This window comes from Pseudomonas sp. NPDC087346 (assembly GCF_044744235.1).
Classification (GTDB): Bacteria; Pseudomonadota; Gammaproteobacteria; order Pseudomonadales; family Pseudomonadaceae; genus Aquipseudomonas.
This window is the reverse complement of the sequence record NZ_JBIUXX010000018.1, coordinates 88,544-103,704: the sequence shown is the minus strand read 5'-3', so window position 1 is coordinate 103,704 and position 15,161 is coordinate 88,544. Positions and strand designations below refer to the sequence as shown.

At 58.5% G+C, this 15,161-nt stretch carries 15 protein-coding genes; 8 read left to right on the top strand and 7 right to left on the bottom strand.

Translation table 11 applies throughout. The annotated features are described in order from the left end of the window. Positions 1 to 309: 50S ribosomal protein L21 (rplU, locus tag ACIOZM_RS13655; protein WP_401214466.1), on the bottom strand; the 309-nt coding region annotated here is incomplete at its 3' end. Between the two features lie 240 nt (positions 310 to 549). Between rplU and ACIOZM_RS13650 the strand changes: the two genes are divergently transcribed. From ACIOZM_RS13650 to ACIOZM_RS13640, 3 genes are all read left to right on the top strand, one after another. Next, complete coding sequence (locus ACIOZM_RS13650; RefSeq protein WP_192562456.1) at positions 550 to 1,518, top strand: polyprenyl synthetase family protein; 969 nt, start codon at positions 550 to 552, stop codon at positions 1,516 to 1,518. Positions 1,519 to 1,700: 182 nt separating this feature from the next. Further along, positions 1,701 to 2,042: a zinc ribbon domain-containing protein YjdM gene (locus ACIOZM_RS13645; RefSeq protein ID WP_007950963.1), complete on the top strand. Its 342-nt coding sequence runs from the start codon at positions 1,701 to 1,703 to the stop codon at positions 2,040 to 2,042. Between the two features lie 207 nt (positions 2,043 to 2,249). Further along, entirely contained in the window at positions 2,250 to 2,507 is a 258-nt protein-coding gene (locus ACIOZM_RS13640; protein WP_401214463.1) for a hypothetical protein, read from the top strand. Positions 2,508 to 2,639: 132 nt separating this feature from the next. On the opposite strand, the gene ACIOZM_RS13635 is transcribed toward ACIOZM_RS13640, so the two are convergent. From ACIOZM_RS13635 to ACIOZM_RS13625, 3 genes are all read right to left on the bottom strand, one after another. Further along, the gene (locus ACIOZM_RS13635) at positions 2,640 to 3,257 is read right to left on the bottom strand and encodes an FKBP-type peptidyl-prolyl cis-trans isomerase (RefSeq protein ID WP_401214461.1); all 618 of its coding nucleotides are present in this window, start codon (positions 3,255 to 3,257) and stop codon (positions 2,640 to 2,642) included. A gap of 123 nt (positions 3,258 to 3,380) precedes the next feature. Beyond that, positions 3,381 to 3,686: a DUF6482 family protein gene (locus tag ACIOZM_RS13630; protein ID WP_401214458.1), complete on the bottom strand. Its 306-nt coding sequence runs from the start codon at positions 3,684 to 3,686 to the stop codon at positions 3,381 to 3,383. 137 nt (positions 3,687 to 3,823) lie between these two features. Further along, the gene (locus tag ACIOZM_RS13625) at positions 3,824 to 4,312 is read right to left on the bottom strand and encodes a TIGR00645 family protein (protein ID WP_020296439.1); all 489 of its coding nucleotides are present in this window, start codon (positions 4,310 to 4,312) and stop codon (positions 3,824 to 3,826) included. Positions 4,313 to 4,473: 161 nt separating this feature from the next. Here ACIOZM_RS13625 and ACIOZM_RS13620 point away from each other — a divergent pair, with 161 nt between their 5' ends. Continuing rightward, a complete protein-coding gene (locus ACIOZM_RS13620) occupies positions 4,474 to 6,303 on the top strand; it encodes a hypothetical protein (RefSeq protein ID WP_401214455.1) in 1,830 nt (609 codons plus the stop codon). Positions 6,304 to 6,309: 6 nt separating this feature from the next. On the opposite strand, the gene ACIOZM_RS13615 is transcribed toward ACIOZM_RS13620, so the two are convergent. Further along, positions 6,310 to 6,639 carry a hypothetical protein gene (locus ACIOZM_RS13615; RefSeq protein ID WP_401214453.1) on the bottom strand — a complete coding sequence of 110 codons (330 nt, stop codon included), beginning with the start codon at positions 6,637 to 6,639 and terminating at the stop codon, positions 6,310 to 6,312. A gap of 325 nt (positions 6,640 to 6,964) precedes the next feature. Beyond that, complete coding sequence (locus ACIOZM_RS13610; RefSeq protein WP_401214451.1) at positions 6,965 to 9,403, bottom strand: Lon protease family protein; 2,439 nt, start codon at positions 9,401 to 9,403, stop codon at positions 6,965 to 6,967. A 299-nt stretch (positions 9,404 to 9,702) separates the two neighbouring features. On the opposite strand from ACIOZM_RS13610, the gene ACIOZM_RS13605 reads away from it, so the two are divergent. The 4 genes from ACIOZM_RS13605 to ACIOZM_RS13590 all read left to right on the top strand — a co-directional run bounded on the left by ACIOZM_RS13605 (position 9,703) and on the right by ACIOZM_RS13590 (position 13,486). Beyond that, positions 9,703 to 10,191, top strand: a complete 489-nt coding sequence (locus ACIOZM_RS13605) for a DUF3015 domain-containing protein (protein ID WP_007909797.1) — start codon at positions 9,703 to 9,705, stop codon at positions 10,189 to 10,191. A gap of 308 nt (positions 10,192 to 10,499) precedes the next feature. After that, positions 10,500 to 12,353, top strand: coding sequence for a DUF4105 domain-containing protein (locus ACIOZM_RS13600; protein ID WP_401214448.1), 1,854 nt, complete (start codon positions 10,500 to 10,502; stop codon positions 12,351 to 12,353). 210 nt (positions 12,354 to 12,563) lie between these two features. After that, complete coding sequence (locus ACIOZM_RS13595) at positions 12,564 to 12,920, top strand: hypothetical protein (protein WP_401214445.1); 357 nt, start codon at positions 12,564 to 12,566, stop codon at positions 12,918 to 12,920. A gap of 71 nt (positions 12,921 to 12,991) precedes the next feature. Continuing rightward, positions 12,992 to 13,486: a GreA/GreB family elongation factor gene (locus tag ACIOZM_RS13590; RefSeq protein WP_401214442.1), complete on the top strand. Its 495-nt coding sequence runs from the start codon at positions 12,992 to 12,994 to the stop codon at positions 13,484 to 13,486. Here the strand turns inward: ACIOZM_RS13590 and gdhA are convergent. Continuing rightward, complete coding sequence (gdhA, locus tag ACIOZM_RS13585; protein WP_401214440.1) at positions 13,483 to 14,820, bottom strand: NADP-specific glutamate dehydrogenase; 1,338 nt, start codon at positions 14,818 to 14,820, stop codon at positions 13,483 to 13,485. The two genes, ACIOZM_RS13590 and gdhA, sit on opposite strands and share 4 nt — an antisense overlap. Positions 14,821 to 15,161 lie beyond the last annotated feature (341 nt).

The window sequence follows — 15,161 nt, the reverse complement described above, 5'->3', positions numbered from 1 at the left end:
CCGAATCCCGGCGCTCTCGATCACGGTGAACCACTGGCGCTGGCCCATACGCTTCATGTGGTGCTTACGACGACGGAACTTGATGATGCGGACTTTATCGTGACGACCTTGGGAGATCACTTCAGCCACAACAGTAGCGCCAGCAACAACTGGAGCGCCGATGTTCACTTCGTCGCCATTGGCAACCAACAGAACGCGATCAAAGGTAACGGATTCGCCGGTAGCGATTTCCAGTTTTTCGATCTTCAGGTATTCACCTGGGGCGACTTTGTACTGCTTGCCGCCAGTAACGATTACTGCATAAGACATGGTATTTCTCCGATAATCCTGCTCACCCAGCTCTTTATAAGAAGAGGTATTGGCTGGCATGGCTGCATGGGGCTGGAAGGCCCGCTTGCAATTGCGTAAGGCAGGTGCTGCCCAGGAAGTTCAGGGTGCGCGATTGTACGCAAGGCACGGGCGCCTTGCAATAGGCCGTCCATCGCGCCTTGACACCTGCCGACGTGGGTCCTAGCATGCCGCGCAACCCTTCTGGAGCAACTGTCTCTGATGCAACCCCAAGCTTTCTACCGCGCGGTGGCGGACGATTTTAGCGCCGTCGACGGCATCATCAAGAAGCAGCTGACTTCCCGAGTACCGCTGGTCTCGAAAATCGGCGATTACATTACGTCGGCCGGCGGCAAACGCCTGCGTCCTTTATTAGTGCTGCTGTGTGGCAAGGCCCTGGGTCGCGAAGGCGATGACATGCGCCTGCTGGCCGCCACCATCGAGTTCCTGCACACCGCAACGCTGCTGCATGACGACGTGGTCGACATGTCCGGCATGCGCCGTGGCCGTTCGACCGCCAACGCCATGTGGGGCAATGCTCCGAGCGTGCTGGTCGGCGACTTCCTGTACTCGCGCTCATTCGAAATGATGGTCGAACTGGGCTCGATGCCAGTGATGAAGATCCTGTCCCAGGCCACGCGCATCATCGCTGAAGGCGAAGTATTGCAACTGTCCAAGGTTCGCGACGCCAGCACCACCGAAGAGACCTACATGGAAGTCATCCGCGGCAAGACCGCAATGCTTTTCGAAGCCTCGACCCACAGCGCCGCAGCACTGGCCGGCGCCAGCGCCGAGCAGAGCGAAGCCCTGCGCACCTTCGGTGATCACCTCGGCGTGGCGTTCCAGCTGGTCGACGACCTGCTGGACTACAAGGGCGATGCAGAAACCCTGGGCAAGAACGTCGGTGACGATCTGGCCGAAGGCAAGCCGACCCTGCCGCTGATCTACACCATGCGCGAAGGCACGCCGGAACAGGCTGCTCTGGTGCGTCAGGCGATTCAGAAAGGCGGGATCGAGGATCTGGAAAGCATCCGCATTGCCGTGGAAGCGTCCGGTTCTCTGGAGTACACCGCGCAACTGGCTCGTGATTACGTGGCCCGCGCGATCAAGTGCCTCGACGCACTGCCAGCCAGCGAATATCGCGATGCGCTGGTTGAGCTGAGTGAGTTCGCGGTCGCCCGCACGCACTGATTCTGCCCTTTGTGGGAGCGAGCCTGCTCGCGAAAGCTATCTGCCAGTCGACATCAATGCTGACTGACCTGACGCCTTCGCGAGCAGGCTCGCTCCCACAGTTGTTTCTGCGCTATGCCCGCCTCCGTGTAAAACCCTATACAATGTGCGACTTTTAGCGATCCTCAAACCAAGGAGCCTTAGTGAGCACGTTGCCACCCTGCCCGAAATGCAATTCCGAATACACCTATGAAGACGGTACCCAACTGGTGTGCCCGGAGTGCGCCCACGAGTGGTCCGCCGGCGGCGAAGCCGAAGTGGCGTCTGATGATGCCGTGAAGAAAGATTCGGTCGGTAACGTCCTGCAGGACGGCGACACCATCACCGTGATCAAGGACCTCAAGGTCAAAGGCACCTCGCTGGTGGTCAAGGTCGGCACCAAGGTCAAGAACATCCGCCTGTGCGATGGCGACCACGACATCGACTGCAAGATCGACGGCATCGGCCCGATGAAACTCAAGTCCGAGTTCGTCAGAAAAGTCTGAGCCTGTTGTCTTCCATCCCGCGCCAGACGCGGGATGGAGCTTCGCCCTCCCCCGCTTTGCCCCCAGCCAGACCACGCAATAGCCAAACGCCAGCCGTTTTGACCTTACGCAATCTTTACCCGAAAAAAATCGCATTGCGCCAATAGGCGCTTGCTATTTGACGAATAAGAATTATTCTCATTGAAACCTTTCAAGGAGATGAGACCCATGACTTATTTGATCGACGCCTGGCTGGACCGCCCACATCCGTACCTGAGAATCCTCCATCGGGAAACCGGGGAAGTCTGTGCGGTGCTTGAAGAAGAAGCCTTGCATGAACTGCAGGATCAGGGTGATCTGGACGTCAGCAGCCTGAATTCCAGCGAGCCGCTGGTGCTCAAGGAGCTGGTGCGAAATCTGTTCCTGTTCTGCTATGCCCGGGCGTTGCGCCCGACCAGTGATTTGCAGCACAAGATAGAACTATGAAACACGGTAAAAACTGTAGGAGTGAGCCTGCTCGCGAAGACTGATCAACATCCAACACATTTGTTGTCTGTCACCCCGCCATCGCGAGCAGGCTCACTCCTACACTAACCCGCCATCAAGGCAGGCCAGGTCTTACAGAACGTCGAGCAGCTCGACGTCGAACACCAGAACGCTGTGCGGCGGGATGCTGCCAACGCCTTGAGCGCCGTAAGCCAGCTCGCTCGGCACGTACAGACGCCATTTGCTGCCGGCATTCATCAGTTGCAGGGCTTCGGTCCAGCCAGCGATCACGCCGCCAACCGGGAATTCTGCTGGCTGGCCACGCTCGTAGGAGCTGTCGAACACAGTGCCGTCGATCAGTGTGCCGTGGTAGTGAGTGCGCACCTGGTCTTCACGGGTCGGCTTGGCGCCTTCACCCTGAGTCAGCACTTCGAATTGCAGGCCGGAAGCCAGAGTGGTGATGCCGTCGCGCTTGGCGTTATCAGCCAGGAACGCCAGGCCTTCGCCAGCAGCGGCTTCAGCTTTGGCAGCCGCTTCGGCTTGCATGATCTCGCGGATCACTTTGAAGCTGGCGGACATTTCTTCCTGACCAACACGGCTTTCCTTACCGGCGAAAGCGTCGGTCAGGCCAGCCAGGATGGCGTCCAGGTTAACGCCCGGTGGCGGGTTGTCGCGCAGTTGGTCGCCCAACTGACGGCCGATACCGTAGCTGACGCGGGTTTCGTCGGTGGACAGATTTACTTCGGACATGACACTGCTCCGCTGTGCGGACGGCCACAAGACTCGCCGTGCGAGCACAGCGCGTCCCGGCGCGCCCGGAACCAAAAGGGCGAGCAGACTAGCACAGATGCTCCGAGGATGGCGCGCCGGGCCCTACAGGGCAGAACGCCAGGAAATCGGCAGTTTCAGATTCTCGTCGGAATCGCCGCGCAACCCGCACATTTCGTCATGCACAAGGTTGTGTACCAGGTTAAGTGGCAGCACCGGAAATGAATTCAAAACGTCTCGCGCATGTTCTACGGAGCGCAAATGAAACACCTCGCCCTTGGCATCATTGAGCGGAAACGCAGCCCCATGCATCCGCGCCTCCAGCAGGTAAATCCCGCCTTCCATGGAAATCAGGTTCAGCTCATCGACCTTGCCGGCGATGGCGTACGCATTCAGCTCTTGCAGGTTCATGAACGCACCTCATGCAGTGGTGACTCAAGACGCCTACAGGGATATGCCCACGCGGGCCAAAGCACAAGCCACAAACGACACCGCCCGTCTGTTTCGCAACAGACGGGCGGTGTTTACCAACCGTGATCAAAGATTGATCAGTGCTTGGTCAGCTTGTCCAGGTAACCCATGGCAAATGCCGAGATCACGAAGGTCATGTGAATGATCACGTACCACTTCAGGTGCTCGGGATCGACGTTCTTCGCGTCCATGAAGATCCGCAGCAGGTGGATCGAGGAAATCGCCACGATCGAGGCCGCCACTTTCATCTTCAGCGACGAAGAATCCATGGTGCCGAGCCAGTTGAGCTTCTCTTTGCTTTCGTCGATGTCCAGTTGCGAAACGAAGTTCTCGTAGCCGGAAATCATCACCATCACCAGCAAGCCGCCCACCAGAGCCATATCGATCAGCGACAGCAGCACGAGGATCAGATCCGACTCGGCCATCGAAAACACGTTGGGAATGACGTGGAAGACTTCCTGGAAAAATTTCAGTGCCAGCGCCAGCAGCCCAAGGGACAGCCCGAAATAGATCGGCGCCAGCAGCCAGCGCGAGGCGTACATTGCATTTTCGATAAAGCGTTCCATTGACTCTCACACTTGGGGGTTGTAATCGGCGCCGAGTATAACAGCCCGCCGTGACAGCCAGAAACCGCCCGAAAATCCGCGACCTGCGTGTGTACGCCAGTTTATTTCTGCTACTGTCCAAACCATTGACCGCCTAGCGACAGTGGACAGGACGACTGGAAATGGATGTGCGCTTACCGTTGACGACCGCCGGAATTTGCTTCGCCTTTCTACTGGGCGGCTGCTCGCCCGCCGAGGAAAAACGCCCCGCCAGCCTTGAAGAAAAGACCGCGAAGTTCGAACACTCACTGGACGCCATCACCGATCCGAAACTCAAGGATGCCGTCACCGAACTCGGCGGCTCGCTGCTATTGCTCGAACGTGCGCAACTCAAGCTCGACGCCACCCCGTTGAAAACCGAATACGGCGAAGACGCCCTCGGCGTGCTCAAGCACTATCCAACACCGCAGGCACTGGTCGACACCTTCATCAACGGACTGTTCGTGCTGCACAAGGACGCCAGCTCCGACTACCTCACGGACTTGCAGCCGGTCTTTCCTTTCAATCTCAATATTCCCGGCGGCTTCCTGTTTCCCCATGGGGTCGAATGGAAGTCGGTAACCCTGAGCAACAAGCACGTCATACCTTATCAACCGGAATGGTCGGAAACCGACCCCGGCATTCAGCTCAGCCCGTCCAGCTCGAACGTCACCAATCCTGATGACCTGACGGTGACCTATCCGTTCATCGAAGGTCTGGACGTCGACAAGAAAGCCCAGCCACAACCGGTCAGCCTGCAAGGCAAGGTTGAAGTCATCGCCCCGCGCCGTTTGTACAGTTTCGATCTGACCGAAAAGGACGTTGGCCAGACCCGCACCAACGACAACCTCAGCGTCACTTTGATCAAGCTGACCAAGAACTATGCCGAAGTGGAAATCAGCAACAGCTTGCCACCGGCTCAGGAAGTCGCCGGCATCCCGCTTAATCCGCTGATCGTCCAGGCCCGCGACAACACCGGGCAATATCTGGTGCGCGCCGGTTCGATCAACGAGAGCCCGGCGCAGGTCGCGTTCTACCAAAAACAATTGGCCGGGTTGCAGCAACAGAAAGCCTGGAGCGCTGCACTGGAAAAGCAGCTGGAAGACGAGCAGCAAGCCTTCGAGCAACAACACCCGCGCCGCTACAACAAGGTCTACTTCAACGGCCCGATCACCACGCTTGAAGTCAGCGTGCTGGATTTTTCATCGGCGACCGTGACCCGAAAAGTGCTGGACCTGCCGGTTCGCGACTTCCATGCGCACACCACGGAAAAAGCCGTGCAGCCGCTGGATCTACCGGTGGTGGTGTACGACGATCTGGCATCGAGCTGGCTCAAGGGCGCGAGCCTCACCGAGGAGCAACTGAAGAGCGGCATCACCATTCGCCAGTCCGTGGATGACCCGAGCGCGGCACGCATCGAGTTCGCTCATCGTCGAACCTTCAACGACGAATTGCTCGGCGATGACTTCAACCCCGGCGAGAGTCCGGTGACGTTCTTTACGGAAAAGCGCAGCGGCAAGCTCGACGAGCCGATAGAACTGCCGGCCGAGGCGTATCAGGTCGATCCGCTGCAAGCGACGATCACCTACGATCTGAACCTGTTTCCGGAAACTCCGGCGATTGCCGTCGGCTCGATGCCGCTGTTTCTGGCGACGGTGGCCAAACAGGCCTTTGATGCCAAGTCATTGCCCAAAGGTCTGGAAATCAAAGGCAACACCTTGGTGGTGGATCTGAAACAGTTCCCGGCCAACGAGTGGCGCTTCTTCGTCAAGGACGACAGCGGCAACTACCTCAAGCAGATTCTCTCGGTCAGCCACGACGCCAAGGCAGACGGCCCGGCGCTGTTCGGCGTGCATTACTTCTATGGCCATCCAACGAACGTGGAGACCTACCAACGCAGCGACCTCGCCACCGTGCAATACGGCTTTGAGGTCAAACTCGACAAGGCGCAGGCACAAGAACCGGCGCCCTGATCGCGTTCAATGATCGAAAGTGCCGATGCTGCGTCCGCGCCCACCGTTGATCTGGCGTAACTGCGCTTGCAGGTGCAGGCTCCAGATCTGCGGATCGTTGGCCACTTCATAGCCATGCATCGTCAAACTTTCAACGATGGTATCGAGGATCGACTCGGCGGCAATCGGCCCATGAAACGGCCCTTGGGACTTGATGGCGGAAGGTTGTTCACCGGCCATGCCGGCAGCGAAGATCAGCGTCCACATGCCGGTATCACCGGCCAACGGCTTGATGGCGCATTCGATACGGGTCACAAGACCCAGGCATTGACGGGTAAGGCAGAGGTTGCGCGACATGGCGGCGACCCTCGGTAAAACCGGTGTTCAGCGCCCACCAGGACACTGGCTCGATCCAGCGATGCTGTCGATATCCTTGACCTGAGAATAGAAGAAAAGTGCGTTGCGCAAGCCAATCGAAACCAGAAGGCGCCGAATGGTCATTGTGTGAATGTTGGCGTCAGAGTGATGGCACTTTTCCCGAGGTTCATCACAAAATTCAATTTTGAAAAACACTGTGGGAGCCAGCCTGCTGGCGATCGCGGTGTGTCAGGCAACACATGTGTTGAATGGCACACCGCGATCGCCAGCAGGCTGGCTCCCACAATTGTTACTGCATGAAGGCTCAGGCAGGTTTGGCTTCCGCCAAAGCCTCCTGCGCCAATTCTTTCTCGGCTTCTTTCAGGTCTTCTTCGCTGATCATTTCCGCGATCACTCGCAGACGTTCAACCACCCGCGCATTGACGCTGCCTTCCGGAAACTGACCCTCGGCATCCGGCTCACCCGCCGGCTCGCCAACCAGCAAGCTCAACGCCTCGTCCGCCTGACGCACCGCGTACACATGGAATTGCCCCGCGCGCACCGCCGCCAGCACCTTCTCATCCAGCATCAACGTAGCAACGTTGGCTTGCGGAATGATCGCGCCCTGCTCGCCGGTCAGACCGCGAGCTTCGCAGAGACGGAAGAAGCCTTCGATCTTCTCGTTGACCCCACCAACCGCCTGCACTTCGCCAAACTGGTTGATCGAACCGGTAATCGCGAAGCATTGCTTGAGCGGGGTTTTCGACAGCGCCGAAATCAGCGTGCAAGCCTCGCCCAGCGACGCACTGTCGCCATCGACGTAACCGTAGGATTGCTCCAGCGCGATACTCGCGGAAATCGCCAGCGGGAATTCCTGCGCATAACGGCTGCCCAGATAACCGGTGAGAATCATCACGCCTTTGGAGTGAATCGGCTGACCAAGGTTGACCTCACGCTCGATGTCAACGATGCCGCTGCCACCCGGATACACCGTGGCGGAAATCCGCGCCGGTACACCAAAGGCCGAATCACCGACTTCCAGCACGGTCAGCCCGTTGCACTTGCCGACCGCCGCACCGTCGGTGTCGATCAGGATGATCCCGGCGAGCATGTCGTCGAGAATCCGCGCCGAAACACGCCCGGTACGGGTGGCCTTGGCTTTCAAGGCCCGCTCGATGTGCCCGGCATCGGTCTTGTCGTCGCCGGCCAGATGACGGATAAAATCCGCCTCGCTGACCAGTTGGAACAGATCGCCGATACGCGCCGACAAACGCCCCTGATGCTCGGCCAGGCGAGCACTGTAAGTCGCCAGACGCGCCACCGCATCGGCGGTCAGCGGCGCCATGCCTTCTTCCGAGGTACGGGTTTTCAACAGCTGGGCGAATTGCTCCAGGCTCTCGTCGACCATCGGGATGTCTTCGTCGAAGTCCACCAGAACGCGGAACATCTCCTGGAAGTCCGGATCGAGGTCTTGCAGCGTGTAGTACAACTGCCGCGCACCAATGATGATGACTTTGACCTGCAACGGAATGTGCTGCGGATTCAGGGTCACCGTGGCGAAACGGCCCATCTCGCCGAGCGGTGATTCCATCTTCAGTTTGCGCGATTGCAGGGCGCGCTTCAGCGCATCCCACACGAACGGCTCGCTGAGCATTTTTTCCGCTTCAAGAATCAGGAAGCCGCCATTGGCGCGATGCAACGCGCCCGGACGCAACTGCCGATAGGTGGTGTAGAGCGCGCCTTGATCGGTGGTGTACTCGATACGACCGAACAGGTTTTCGTAAGTCGGGTGCGGTTCGAACACCACCGGCGCGCCGCCGCTGGACGGATGACCGACCACCAGGCTCGGCGCGTATTGCTCTTCCAGCAGCTTGCGCGCAACGGCGTCGGTCTTGCTGTCATCGACCAATTGCTCGACCACGGTTTTCAGCAAGTACACCTGCATCGCTTGCAGATAACCGCAGACAGCGGCGTTCTCGGCGTACTTCTCCGAGAGCGGCGACAGCAACGGTTGCAGCGCCAGAGTGATGGTTTCTTCGTTGAGCGAACGCAGTTGGTTGTTCGACTCACGTTTCCATTGCGGCAGGCTGGCGAGTTCTTCGTTCAGACGCTCTTCGAGGCCGGAGATGTCCTCATGAAAACGTTCGCGATCGACTTCCGGCAATTGCGCGAATTCAGCTTCGTCCAAGGCCTTGCCATCGAGCATCGGCGTGAAGGCGATGTTGCTGCTGTCGCGGTACAGGGCGACGTCTTTTTCCAGGGCCAGACGCTCGATGATGTCGAGGGCCTTGTCATAGCGCTGGTTGAAGGCGCGGTCGATGGCGCTTTTCTTTTGCTGGTAGGACGGATGTTCGAAGACTGCCGGAAAAGTCGCCAGCAGGTTGTCGATCAGACCGTTGATATCACCGATGAACGAACCGGCCGTGCCCGATGGCAATTCCAGTGCGCGGGGCTCACGCGGCTCATCGAAGTTGTTGACGTAAACCCAGTCCGCTGGGGTTTGCAGGCGTTTGCCTTCGGCTTTCAGGTAGCGTTTGACGAACGAGAAGCGACCGGTGCCGGGCTCGCCCATGACGAATACGTTGTAACCGGGGCGCGGCATGGCCACGCCGAACTGCAAGGCTTCGACCGCACGTTCCTGGCCAAGCACACCGCGAAAGGGCTCCAGATCATTGGTGGTAGTGAAGCTGAACTGTTCAGCGGAAAACGGACGGGTCAGCGCTTCGGGCGCTAGACGCAAGCTGGCAGCAACAGGATCAGGCATCGGGCTTCCTTACATCAGGCGGGGCAGATAGCGGCATTCTGGCGCTGCCCGTGCCCCACTGGCAAGGCGCGCCACAAGACAAAGCATAGACAACCGCCTCGTCTGGCATCAGGTCCCGTCAAACCGGGGGGCTTAACTAATATTCAGCAAAAAATCACGGAACCACGGGAACGTGCCTAAACTCCAAACTGCGCGGCTGGAACTAATACCGGCCCACTGGCTTCGTTTGGGTCTGTTTCGTACAGAGCTTGGGGGGCCAGAACCCTGTCCATTGGTATGCACATAAAGAGAACAAAGCTATGAAACGGATTCTTCTCGGTACTCTCTTCACCGCTGTATCCATCAACGCAATGGCACAAGCTCCAGGCGGCCCTGATTGCGGTTGGGGCAACATGCTGTTCGAAGGTCAGCGTGGCACCCCGGCGCACTTCCTCGCCTCCACCACTAACGGCACCTCCGGTAACGCTACGTTTGGTATGACTTCCGGCACCAACGGTTGCTCGACCAACGCGTCGCTGACCTACGGCGGTAAATCCTGGTTTGCCATGAATGGCATGATGAACGAGCTGTCGGAAGACATGGCCAAGGGCAACGGCGAAGCGCTGACGACCTATGCCGTGGTTCTGGGCGTGGCGCCGGAAGACCGTGCGCACTTCGCTGCTGTCACCCACGAGCACTTCCAGCAGATCTTCAGCAAGGCTGACGTGACTGCCGAAGACGTGCATACCAACACCCTGGCCGTACTGAAATCGGACCCTCGTCTGGCCAAGTACGCAACTCAGGCATAAGCTCGACCCTACCCGCTTCCTTCGGGAAGCGGGTTTTGTTTTTTTAACGTGCCCTTCCCGGGTAATACCAAGAAAGTCAGGCGTGACACTGAACCTGTGGCGAGGGGATTTATCCCCGTTCGGCTGCGAAGCAGTCGTGAAACCGACCCATGCGGTGTATCTGATGGATTGGGGTTGCAGGTTTTGGGGGCTACTGCGTAGCCCAACGGGGATAAATCCCCTCGCCACAGGGGTTTGAGTTCCCCCACTGACTAGTTGGTATTCCTGCCATTCGGGTCTTTGTTTTTTTCCTGTTCAAGTTGCCGACTATGCTCAAACGCCTTGCCTGGCTGGCGCTCTGTGTCTGCGCCCCGCTGTCCGCCGCGCCTCACATCGATCCTCAACGTTTGCAGCAACTGGCCAACGATCGCTTCTGGATTTCCCTCGGTCATTACGAAACCGCCAAGCTTGGCGGCTGGCGCAGTTATGTCAGCGACAAGAAGTTCTTTCTTGCACCCGATGGCAACGAACATCCCGACCACGAACTCGCGGCCACCGTGCAAGCGCTGTACGCCCCGGCCAGTGCCGGTGAGCAACACGCGCAATGTGTCTACCCGGCACGCACCCGGTGGCTCAAGGATCAGTTGCACCTGACCGATCTGCCGTCCCCGGACTGCACCGAGTTCAAAAAGTGGTTCAAGGACGTTTCACCCGACAGCGCGGTGATGATCTTCCCGGCGGCCTATCTCAACAGCCCATCGTCGATGTTCGGCCATACTCTGTTGCGCATCGATCAGGCCGGGGTGCAGAGCGACAAGACCTCGCTGCTCAGCTACGCGATCAATTTCGGCGCCTATATCGAAGGCTCGGACAACAGCATTCTTTACGCCTGGAAAGGCTTGATGGGTGGCTACCCAGGGCTGTTCGCACTGGTGCCGTATCAGGAAAAACTCTCCGAGTACCGCAGCCTGGAAAACCGCGATCTGTGGGAATACCGGCTGAACCTGACACAGGAAGAAACCGCACGCATGGTCGAACATGTGTGGGAGTTGAAGCAGATCCAGTTCGACTATTTTTTCTTCGACGAAAACTGCTCCTATCGCCTGCTCGAACTGCTGCAAGTGGCGCGCCCTAGCCTGCGCCTGACCGAGCAATTCCCGCTGACCGCGATCCCCACCGACACGGTCAAAGCGGTGAAAGAATCCGGTCTGGTCGAAAGCATTGAATACCGCCCATCCCGCGAGCGTGAACTGCTCAGCCGTGCCGAGCCGTTGAGCAATGACGAACAGCAGTGGGTACTGAAAGTCAGTGCCGACCAGCAACAATTGCAGGACCCGACCTTCAAGGCGCTGCCGCGTGATCGTCAGGCCTTGATCATCGACGCTGCGTATCGTCTGGAGCGCTACCGCGCCAACGGTCAGGAGCGTGATCCGGCGCGAGCCCAGCGCAGTTTCGAACTGCTGCGGGCGATCAACAAGAACCCGGCACCGGAGCTGCAAATCCCGCAGCCGGGCCTGCCCGAGGACGGCCACGAATCGCGCACCTGGCAGGCAGGCATCGGCACCCGTGGCGACCGCGCATTTGGCGAGTACGGTTTGCGCATGGCGTATCACGATCTCAACGATAACGCCGAGAGCTTCCCGCTCGGTGCGCAGATCGAAATACTGCAAATGAAACTGCGTCAGTACGAAGGCAATCACTGGCAGTTTCAGCAACTGGATCTGGCGACCATCCGCTCGCTGACCCCGCGCAATGAGCTGTTACAGCCGCTGTCGTGGCAAGTCACGGGTGGTCTGGAACGGGTGCCGGGCAAGCATGACGACGAAACCCTGGTCAGCCACGTCAATGGCGGTGGCGGCGGCACCTGGCAACTCGGCGAAGATGTGCTCGGGTTTGCCCTCGGCACCGTTCGCGTCGAACACAACAATGACTTCGCTGGATTCATTGCCCCGGCCGCCGGTTTCAACAGCGGGGTGCTGTGGAGGAATCCGTTGGGCAATCTGAGCGTAGAGGCCAAGGGCGATTACTTCACCAATGGCGAAGTGCGCCGCAGCCTGAGCCTGAATCAGCAGTGGGAATTGTCGCGCAACCTTGGTTTGCGCCTGACTGCGCAGCGCGAGTTCAGCCACATCGCCACGCCGGAAACCGAAGTGATGCTTGAGGTGAAGTGGTACCACTACTGATCCCAAACATGCCCCTGTAGGAGTGAGCCTGCTCGCGATAGCAATTCATCAGCCACTGTTGCTGTGACTGACACAACGCTATCGCGAGCAGGCTCACTCCTACAGGGGAGTTACGGTGTTCAACAAATTGCTCACATGCCTTTTACATACGCCTCACGATTCCACTTCTAGACTTTCCCTATCAGCCGAAATCCGGCTCGGGAGATTGAGATGCGGCGGTGTGCGGGAATGTTGGGGGTATTGCTGTTGATCGCGGGTTGTCAGTCCACCCACGAAGACTTGATCGCCAAGGGTTATCCACCGGCCTTCGCCGATGGTTTCGATGACGGCTGCGTCAGCGGCCGACAAGCTGCCGGTTCGATCAGCGGCGAGTTCCGCAAGAATGTGCCCCGCTACCTCAAGGACAAGCAATACGCCGAAGGCTGGACCGATGGTTTTCGCCAGTGCCAGGCGATGCTGGAAAACAAGGATCGCGAAGACTACCGCAACGAGCATTGGGACGAACGCGAACGCGCCTGGCAGCAACAGAAAGATCAGGACGCCGGACGGGCTTATCGCTCGCAATAAGTCGTTTACAGACATCCACTGCAACCAAATGCCTGCGACGATGGCCCAACCCTTTATAACGGGAGAAGTCCATGAGCCGCGCATTCGTCAACGAAGACAACGCCGCCGCGCAGGCCGATCAACCGGTCGAGCGCCATGTCAGCGAACAACCCAACTACGTCACGCCACAAGGTCTGGCACAGTTGCAGGCAAAAGTTGCCGAACTGCAAAACGCCCACGCCGAACAATCGGCCAAGGGTGAGCAGGCCGACAAACAAAGACTGGCCGATCTCGAACGGGATCTGCGCTATTTCAATCAGCGTTTGAGCAGTGCTCAGGTCGCCGTGGCCGCGACTTCTACCCAAAAAGTGCAGATCGGCAGTTGGGTCACTTACGCCGATGAACACAACACCGAACGCCGGGTGCAACTGGTCGGTGAGGATCAGGCCGATGCCGCCCATGGCCTGATCAACTGGGGCTCGCCACTGGGGCGCGCGCTGCTCGGCGCCAGCCTCAACGACGAAGTGCAGTGGCAACGCCCCGTCGGCGATCAGGTGATTGAAGTGATTCGTATCGAACCGGCTTAAACCACACCCTGCGCAAGCATCGCATCCGCGACTTTGACGAAACCGGCGATGTTCGCACCTTTGACGTAGTTGATCCGGCCGTTCTCTTCGCCGTAATACACGCAAGCGTGGTGGATCGATTGCATGATGTTGTGCAACTTGCTGTCCACTTCGCCAGCAGTCCACAGCAGGCGCATGGCGTTCTGCGACATCTCCAGACCACTCACCGCTACGCCACCGGCATTCGAAGCCTTGCCCGGCGCAAACAGAATCCCTGCCTCGATAAAGATATCCACAGCCTCCAGCGTGGTCGGCATGTTCGCGCCTTCGGCCACGCACACACAGCCATTGCGCAGTAGCGTGCGAGCAGCTTCGGCGTCGAGTTCGTTCTGCGTGGCGCACGGCAGCGCGATGTCGCAAGGCAGCGACCACGGCAGCTGAGCGGCGCGGAACTCCAGATCAAATGCAGTTGCCAGCTCGCTGATGCGCCCGCGTTTGACGTTCTTCAATTCCAGCAGCGCCAGCCATTGCTTCTCAGTCAAACCGGCCTCGCAATACAGCGTGCCTTCGGAGTCGGACAGGGAAATCACCTTGCCGCCGAGGTCCATGACCTTGCGCGCCGCGTACTGCGCAACGTTGCCGGAACCGGAGATCGCCACGCGTTTGCCTTCGACGGTTTCGTTGCGGCGCTTGAGCATTTCTTCAGCGAAGTACACGCAACCGAAACCGGTGGCTTCCGGGCGAATCAGACTGCCGCCATAGGTCATACCCTTGCCGGTCAGTACGCTGGTGAACTGGTTGCTCAGGCGCTTGTACTGGCCGAACAGGAAACCGATCTCCCGCGCACCGACGCCGATATCACCGGCCGGCACATCAACGTCAGCACCGATGTGGCGGTACAACTCGCTCATGAATGCCTGGCAGAAACGCATGACCTCGGCGTCACTCTTGCCCTTGGGATCGAAGTCCGAACCGCCCTTGCCGCCGCCCATAGGCAGCGAAGTCAGGGAGTTCTTGAAGGTCTGTTCGAAGGCCAGAAACTTCAGCACGCCCATGTTCACCGACGGATGAAAACGCAGACCGCCCTTGTACGGGCCGATGGCGCTGTTCATCTGGATACGGAAACCGCGATTGACCTGCACCTTGCCCTGATCGTCGACCCACGACACCCGGAACACCACCGCTCGCTCCGGCTCGCAAATGCGTTCCAGAATTCCGGACGTCAAGTAATGCGGATTGGCTTCCAGAAAGGGCCACAGACTGCGCAGCACTTCTTCGACGGCCTGGTGGAATTCGGGTTGATCCGGATCGCGTTTCTTGAGGCGAGCGAGGAAGAATTCGACGGATTCGATCATGGGAAAAGTCTCGGCAAATTTATTGTCGTTGGAAGAGATTGAGCCGGACTGTAACAAACGAATTGCGCACAGGAACAGAGAAAAATGTCGCAGTTATGAAATTAAATGGTGCACAGGATATAAATCAGCACGCTTTCGAACCTGTTTTGCACCTGAATGGTGAGGCCAGATAAAAGTCATGCACCAACAGTTATACCGCCATCGCTGGCAGGCCAGCTCCCACAGTGGAATCCGGTGAAACCCATATCCTGCGCATCCCACAAATCCCTGTGGGAGCTAGCCTGCTAGCGATGAACCAGACTAGGTCTCGCTGACAAAACCCAGGCAAAAAAAACGGAGCC

Bases quoted from the DNA above. Each gene is read 5' to 3' on its own strand.
- ACIOZM_RS13605 (WP_007909797.1), top strand. From the start codon at position 9,703: ATGAAACGGATTCTTCTCGGTACTCTCTTCACCGCTGTATCCATCAAC.
- ACIOZM_RS13615 (WP_401214453.1), bottom strand. From the start codon at position 6,639: ATGTCGCGCAACCTCTGCCTTACCCGTCAATGCCTGGGTCTTGTGACC.
- ACIOZM_RS13625 (WP_020296439.1), bottom strand. From the start codon at position 4,312: ATGGAACGCTTTATCGAAAATGCAATGTACGCCTCGCGCTGGCTGCTG.
- ACIOZM_RS13600 (WP_401214448.1), top strand. From the start codon at position 10,500: ATGCTCAAACGCCTTGCCTGGCTGGCGCTCTGTGTCTGCGCCCCGCTG.
- ACIOZM_RS13620 (WP_401214455.1), top strand. From the start codon at position 4,474: ATGGATGTGCGCTTACCGTTGACGACCGCCGGAATTTGCTTCGCCTTT.
- ACIOZM_RS13650 (WP_192562456.1), top strand. From the start codon at position 550: ATGCAACCCCAAGCTTTCTACCGCGCGGTGGCGGACGATTTTAGCGCC.
- ACIOZM_RS13635 (WP_401214461.1), bottom strand. From the start codon at position 3,257: ATGTCCGAAGTAAATCTGTCCACCGACGAAACCCGCGTCAGCTACGGT.
- ACIOZM_RS13590 (WP_401214442.1), top strand. From the start codon at position 12,992: ATGAGCCGCGCATTCGTCAACGAAGACAACGCCGCCGCGCAGGCCGAT.
- ACIOZM_RS13610 (WP_401214451.1), bottom strand. From the start codon at position 9,403: ATGCCTGATCCTGTTGCTGCCAGCTTGCGTCTAGCGCCCGAAGCGCTG.
- ACIOZM_RS13640 (WP_401214463.1), top strand. From the start codon at position 2,250: ATGACTTATTTGATCGACGCCTGGCTGGACCGCCCACATCCGTACCTG.
- ACIOZM_RS13630 (WP_401214458.1), bottom strand. From the start codon at position 3,686: ATGAACCTGCAAGAGCTGAATGCGTACGCCATCGCCGGCAAGGTCGAT.
- ACIOZM_RS13595 (WP_401214445.1), top strand. From the start codon at position 12,564: ATGCGGCGGTGTGCGGGAATGTTGGGGGTATTGCTGTTGATCGCGGGT.
- gdhA (WP_401214440.1), bottom strand. From the start codon at position 14,820: ATGATCGAATCCGTCGAATTCTTCCTCGCTCGCCTCAAGAAACGCGAT.